General features: G+C 34.5%; 3 protein-coding genes. All 3 read right to left on the minus strand.

What is annotated here, in order from left to right:
• Nucleotides 1–680, minus strand: a 680-nt coding sequence (locus AC4FQ3_RS22720; protein WP_491183396.1) for a phage tail-like protein, incomplete at its 3' end; no start/stop codon positions are given.
• 387 nt (nt 681–1067) lie between these two features.
• The gene (locus tag AC4FQ3_RS22725) at nt 1068–2315 is read right to left on the minus strand and encodes a T9SS type B sorting domain-containing protein (RefSeq protein ID WP_491183397.1); all 1248 of its coding nucleotides are present in this window, start codon (nt 2313–2315) and stop codon (nt 1068–1070) included.
• 162 nt (nt 2316–2477) lie between these two features.
• Nucleotides 2478–6401 carry a beta strand repeat-containing protein gene (locus tag AC4FQ3_RS22730; protein ID WP_491183398.1) on the minus strand — a complete coding sequence of 1308 codons (3924 nt, stop codon included), beginning with the start codon at nt 6399–6401 and terminating at the stop codon, nt 2478–2480.
• Nucleotides 6402–6622 lie beyond the last annotated feature (221 nt).

The following is a 6622-nucleotide window of genomic DNA, read 5'->3' on the forward strand; positions in this document are numbered from 1 at the left end:
TCACTTCCTTTGATAACATCAGCAATGTTAACTACCTGAGTATTCCCGGCAACATCAACATAACTAAACTGTTTTGTCTCTGAATTGTAGGTTACACTTCCGGCTGTCTGTTCTGAAATTTCCTTGATGAAATTTGTAACTTCTGCATTATTGAAAATTGTTGAAGCATTTGCAACAACATCTCCAACCACATTGATGTCAACTTCTGTTCCTTCCTCATTTTTGTAAGTATATAACCCCTCTCCTCTATTAACAAGGGTTGTAACAGTCTCATTTCCTTTGATAACATCGGCAATGTTAACAATTTGAGTATTACCGGCAGCATCTATATAAGTAAACTGTTTTGTATCCGAGTTATAAATCACACTTCCGGCAGCTCCAGAAGCTTCACCAGAAATAAGAATTCTGTTCCATTTATTATCAAACCAATAGTAGTAACCGGATTTGATATCGGCAACATCAGCCGTATTAAAAACCATTAAACTTTCAACGTTACCATTTACAATACTGGTAGCATCCGTTGACCCTGTTAATTTTACTCTTGGAATTAAGATACCTTTATCGCTGGCAAAAACCTCTAGCTGCGCTGAACGATTTGGATTCACTTTTCCGATACCTACCTGCGAATAAGCAGAATAGCTACCAATGACAAGAAGTAATGGAAGTAATTTATTCTTCATAATAGTTAATTATTTAAACGAATATTTTCGTAGTTATAAAGTGCAAAGGTCTTCGTAAACACAATCTTTTTTTGCCTTAAAAAGTCTTTAGTGTTGTAGATTAGGGTATAATGAATAAAGAGGGGAATATTAAAACAGATAAAGCGTTTTAGAAATACGACACCACATTATATACCACAAAACCAACAACTTAAACCAAAACAAGACAAAAAAAAACCAGTAATTAGAATTACTGGTTTTATATTTAATGAAAAAAAATACTATTATTTATTAGTCGATTAGCAGAAGAAACTACTAATTACATGAATTCTAAATCTATTGTAAAAGATGTGAAAAATATTGAATGCAACAATGATGATGAAAATTTTTTTAGGATCTCCTAATCACTTATTTATCATTATTAATATACAGATACCCTGTTTTATTAATTGTTTCGTTTCCTTTTTTGTATTTCAAAATATAGAAATAAGTACCAGCAGGAAGCCCTGCATTTCGGTTAACCGTATCACGTCCTTCTGAATAACCTCTAAACATAATATCACTTTCATTGTATGAATCTGCGTCATAAACTTTTATTCCCCAGCGATTATAAATCTCAACTCTATTATCGGGGTATTTATCAATTCCCAGTATATGAAAACTATCATTAAGACCATCTCCATTTGGTGATATCGCATTATAAACAATTATATCATCAGGTACCGGAATTGTTTTAGGAACTATTGCAATTGTAAAAAGACCATATCCGGTAACTTGTGTTGTTACCATTTTTGTGTAATCGGCTCCTGTAAGAAGATCTGTTGTCTCTCCTTTTTCATTTATCCATTTCGACGTTACATCATCCCAACGAACTATGGCCAGTTCTGTATCTGTTTTTTCTTCAAAAAAAGAAGCCGGAGTAGTATGTGTATCTAATGTTAGACTTAGTACAATTTTTTCGCTTCCCTGATTTTGGATTACATTCCAATATTCAGCTTCATCAATAGTAATAATTATATCTTCTTTACTGGTATATGGATGAAGACTCCCTGCACTTTGAAAAAAATATTGAGTAGTATATACGTTATTAATATTTGCTGCTTTATCATGATATGAAGGTCTGAAATAAAAATTATCACCAATTGGAAATTCAAAATCTAAATTTCCAATGTTTTCTACTTTTCCATCAACAAAACTCAGGTTACTAGCATCGGAATGAAAAGCATTCTGATCAAAAATCATTTTACCATTATAAGTATCAGCGTCAATAATTCCATTTTTAAACTGCACATTACTGCCAATCTCAATCGTACTACTTAAATGAAAAGGAACCAATGCCGATATATTATCAAAAACAATATTTTGAAAATGTGCAATTTCCGAACCTTTAATGAGTTGCTCCTGTGTTCCGATGAAAAATGTTTTCCCGTTGCTAATTGTACTGTAAGTAACTAATCCGTCATTATTGAAATTGGCATATACCATGAAATCTCCGTCAATTAAAAAATCTCCGTTTGGCTTATTGTCAAAATCAAACATTGTAGCAAACTGAGTATTAGAAGCAATTGACAAGTCACCTAAATTAACAGTTTGCGCAGAAAGTTGTACATCAAAAAACATTAATATAATACTGGCTTTTATATAAACTTTAATCATATTCTTTTGAATTTATAATGTTTAAAAATTCAATGACTATATTACTATATATCAACACTTTCGATGATAATAAGTAAAATTACCTTTATTTTATTTCGCTAGCAAGTTAGCGTGAAATATTTGACTTTTTCAAGATCATCAATAATTACTTTTTCTGCAATCTTACATTGTATAATTAATTACATACCAATTTATTCCATCTGACTGCAAAGTTATTTTTAAACTTCCTCCTGTTACACCACCAAATACGCTTGCGGCAATATATGGATATGAGGCAGTGTCTGAATAAATTACAGGGACATTGAAATTAACTACAACTGGAGTACCACCTGATGAAACTGTATTTTGATTAAATACTAAAACCCGACCTGTATTTGTGGCAGCATCAGGAAGTGTAAGCGTAATATCCCCTGTTAAATTTCTGGCAATAACTGTGTAATCGGCATCACCTAATATATAATCAGTAGAAGTAATTTTGATGCCAAATACGTTTAGTTTCGCAGGCGCCTTCCACTCTACTCCGGTTGCAGTTGTGGTTAAAACATTTCCCTCAACCGTTGAAGGAACAATATTAACGGTTGCTGGTACTAATGTCGCGCCTGTACCTGTTACTGCTAATACTGAAGCAGGAGTTGTCGTTGTAATATCTGATCTTGAAATTGCATTATCAACTAAACCAACTAAGTCAATTGGATTACTGACAACTCCATTTACAGTTGCGGTCAAGACATTACCAGTTGTTTCTAAAATATTTGTATTAATAATCGGAGCTCCGGTACTTGCTAGTCCGTTTACTATTATTGTTGCTATATTAGCTGTAGAAGTATTTGAAACACTACTTACTGTACCTGTTGTCGATATTACTCCGTTTACATTAGATGTCAAAGTATTGCCTGCCAAGTTTATATCATTTGTAGTTCCTGCTGCGATTGCAGAAGTCAAATCTATTGCATTACTTACAACACCATTAATAGTTGAAGTTATGGTATTGCCCGATGTATCCAAAATATTAGTATTAATAATCGGAACTGCTGTTCCCGTTATTCCATTTACTGTGGTGCTTAAATCATTTGCAAAGCTCGTATTAGAGACCGTTGTCGCCGAATTAATAGCGTTAGGAGTCAATAATGTTCCTCCATCTGTTCCAACTGTCAATATATTATCTGCATCATTGCTTCTTAAAATAGCGGTCTGGTTATCTGCATTTTCATTAGTATAAGTAATAATCCCTGTAATGGGATCTTGTAACATATTGGTCGTTGTTTCTCCTTCATTAATAACAGAAGTTAAATCTATTGTATTACTGGCAATTCCGTTTATAGTTGCAGTTAAAGAATTACCAGATGCAGTCAAAACATTGGTATTAATTATCGGAATTGCTGTTCCTATTACTCCATTTACAATGGTACTTAAATCATTTCCGGAACTTGTGTTAGAAACTGTTGTAGCTGAAGTAATTGCAGAAGGAGTCAATAATGCTCCACCATCTGTTCCAACTGTTATAATATTTGCTGCATCTGTACTTCTAACTTGTGAAATAAAAGCTGTCCCAGCTTCATTATTATAAGTGATCGCTCCTGATGTCAGATTTTGAGATAAGGTAGTAACGGTTTCCTGATCTTGTATAACATTCGTTAGTTCCGTTACAAAAGTAGGATCACTTAATATCGTCGATGCATTGCTTATAACATCGCCAATAACATCAATTGTTGATGTAATATTATCCTCATTGGTATAAACATACTGCCCGTTGTTTAGAGGATTTTTATCTAAAGTAGTCAGAGTTTCACTTGCTTTAATGATTGAGGTAATATCGACAACTTGTGTAGTTCCCGTATTGTCAACATAACTAAACTGATTGGTGGTCGAATCAAAAGTCACATTTCCTTCCGTATTGTTTGAAATTTGCTCCAGAATATTGGTGACCGCAGGATCATTAAAAATAGATGATGCATTGGTAATAACATCCCCCACAACATCAATGTTGACATCTGTCCCTATTTCATTTTTATAGGTATAAGAACCCGCTCCATTATTGGTAAGGGTGGTCAGGGTTTCGCTTGCTTTAATGATCGAAGTAATATCAACAACTTGCGTAGTTCCCGTATTGTCAACATAACTAAACTGATTGGTGGTTGAATCAAAAGTCACATTCCCTTCCGTATTGTTTGAAATTTGCTCCAGAATATTGGTGACCGCAGGATCATTAAAAATGGAGGATGCATTGGTGATAACGTCCCCGACAACATCAATGTTGACATCCGTTCCTATTTCATTTTTATAGGTATAAGAACCCGCTCCGTTATTGGTAAGGGTCGTCAGGGTTTCGCTTGCTTTAATAATTGAGGTAATATCGACAACTTGCGTAGTTCCTGTATTATCAACATAACTAAACTGATTGGTGGTCGAATCAAAAGTCACATTCCCCTCTGTATTGTTTGAAATTTGTTCCAGAATATTGGTGACCGCAGGATCATTAAAAATGGATGATGCATTGCTGATAACATCCCCGACAATATCAATATTGACATCCGTTCCTATTTCATTTTTATACGTATAGGATCCTGCTCCGTTGTTGGTAAGGGTGGTCAGGGTTTCGCTTGCTTTAATGATTGAGGTAATATCAACAACTTGCGTAGTTCCCGTATTGTCAACATAACTAAACTGATTGGTCGTCGAATCAAAAGTCACATTTCCTTCCGTATTGTTTGAAATTTGCTCCAGAATATTGGTGACCGCCGGATCATTAAAAATGGAGGATGCATTGGTGATAACATCCCCAACAACGTCAATGTTGACATCTGTCCCTATTTCATTTTTATAGGTATAAGATCCCGCTCCGTTATTGGTAAGGGTGGTCAGGGTTTCACTTGCCTTAATGATTGAGGTAATATCAACAACTTGCGTGGTTCCCGTATTATCAACATAACTAAACTGATTGGTGGTTGAATCAAAAGTCACATTCCCTTCCGTATTGTTTGAAATTTGCTCCAGAATATTCGTTACTGCCGGATCATTAAAAATAGAGGAGGCATTGGTGATAACGTCCCCAACAACATCAATGTTGACATCTGTTCCTATTTCATTTTTATAGGTATAAGAACCTGCTCCGTTGTTTGTAAGGGTCGTCAGGGTTTCGCTTGCTTTAATGATTGTGGTAATATCAACAACTTGTGTAGTCCCAGTATTGTCAACATAACTAAACTGATTGGTGGTCGAATCAAAAGTCACATTCCCCTCTGTATTGTTTGAAATTTGTTCCAGAATATTGGTGACCGCCGGATCATTAAAAATAGATGATGCATTGGTGATAACGTCCCCGACAACATCAATGTTGACATCTGTCCCTATTTCATTTTTATAAGTATAAGAACCTGCTCCGTTGTTGGTAAGGGTGGTCAGGGTTTCGCTTGCTTTTATGATTGAGGTAATATCAACAACTTGCGTAGTTCCTGTATTGTCAACATAACTAAACTGATTGGTGGTAGAATCAAAAGTCACATTCCCTTCTGTATTGTTTGAAATTTGCTCCAGAATATTCGTTACCGCAGGATCATTAAAAATAGATGAGGCATTGGTGATAACATCCCCAACAACGTCAATGTTGACATCTGTTCCTATTTCATTTTTATAAGTATAAGATCCGGCTCCGTTATTGGTAAGGGTGGTCAGGGTTTCGCTTGCCTTAATAATCGAGGTAATATCAATAACCTGCGTAGTTCCCGTATTGTCAACATAACTAAACTGTTGATTAGTGGGATTATAAACAACCGTACCCGGACTTATAGTGATTTCATTTGAGATTACAACTCTATTCCATTTATTGTCATACCAATAGTAATATCCCGGTTTTATATCTGAAATAGTAGCCGTATTAAATACTAATAAGCTATTTACATTGCCAGTTACAATTGTAGTCGTATCAGTTGAACCTGTTAAGCTAATTCTGGGAATCAACAAACCCTTGTCATTTGCTACAATCTCTAATTGACTAGACGCGTTAGGCATTGGTGTTCCAATACCAACCTGAGAATAAGCTGTATAACTACATAAAATTAATATAACGGAGAGTAATTTATTCTTCATGAGATTCAATTATTAGGGTTATCAAACAATTTTATTACACAGAAAAAAGTTGGCAGAAAATGATATAGATGCTGATAGTTGATGCTTTACATTAAGCATCTTTAAAGCTCATCTTTGAATAAGATGTTAAACGGCGGTAATAATTTAAAAAACAAAAATGGATAGAAATAAAACAAAAATGAACAAAAATTTACTTATTGTATTAGCCCTTCTTTTATTTA

This window comes from Flavobacterium sp. AK-345 (assembly GCF_058310175.1).

Bases quoted from the DNA above. Each gene is read 5' to 3' on its own strand.
- AC4FQ3_RS22725 (WP_491183397.1), bottom strand. From the start codon at position 2,315: ATGATTAAAGTTTATATAAAAGCCAGTATTATATTAATGTTTTTTGAT.
- AC4FQ3_RS22730 (WP_491183398.1), bottom strand. From the start codon at position 6,401: ATGAAGAATAAATTACTCTCCGTTATATTAATTTTATGTAGTTATACA.